1 pseudogene is annotated in these 265 nt (G+C 74.3%); it reads right to left on the bottom strand.

Going from position 1 to position 265, the window contains the following annotated elements:
- Window positions 1–32 precede the first annotated feature (32 nt).
- Window positions 33–265 (bottom strand): annotated as a pseudogene (locus ACCD03_RS25550) (16S rRNA (cytosine(967)-C(5))-methyltransferase RsmB); the annotation flags it as partial.

Genomic DNA, 265 nt, shown 5'->3' with positions numbered 1-265 from the left:
GGTTCGGCATGGGCGCCGATGATAGCCGGGCCTCAGCCGGACTTCCGCAGCCGCGCGTAGAAGAATCCGTCCATCCCGTCCTCGCCGGTCAGGCGCTGGCGGCCGGCGCCGGCCGCCTGGCCGAACGCCTCCGGCAGCGGCACCGCCACCGCGTCGGCGGTGCGGGCGAGGAAGGCCTCGACCTGGTCGGCGTTTTCGTCGGGCAGGATCGAGCAGGTCGCGTACAGCAGCACGCCGCCGGGCCGCAGCAGCGGCCAGACCGCAT

Source organism: Ralstonia sp. Ralssp135 (genome assembly GCF_047304345.1).
GTDB classification, from domain to species: Bacteria; Pseudomonadota; Gammaproteobacteria; order Burkholderiales; family Burkholderiaceae; genus Ralstonia; species Ralstonia chuxiongensis.
The sequence above is the reverse complement of the archived record's forward strand: the minus strand, read 5'-3'. Positions and strand labels throughout refer to the sequence as shown.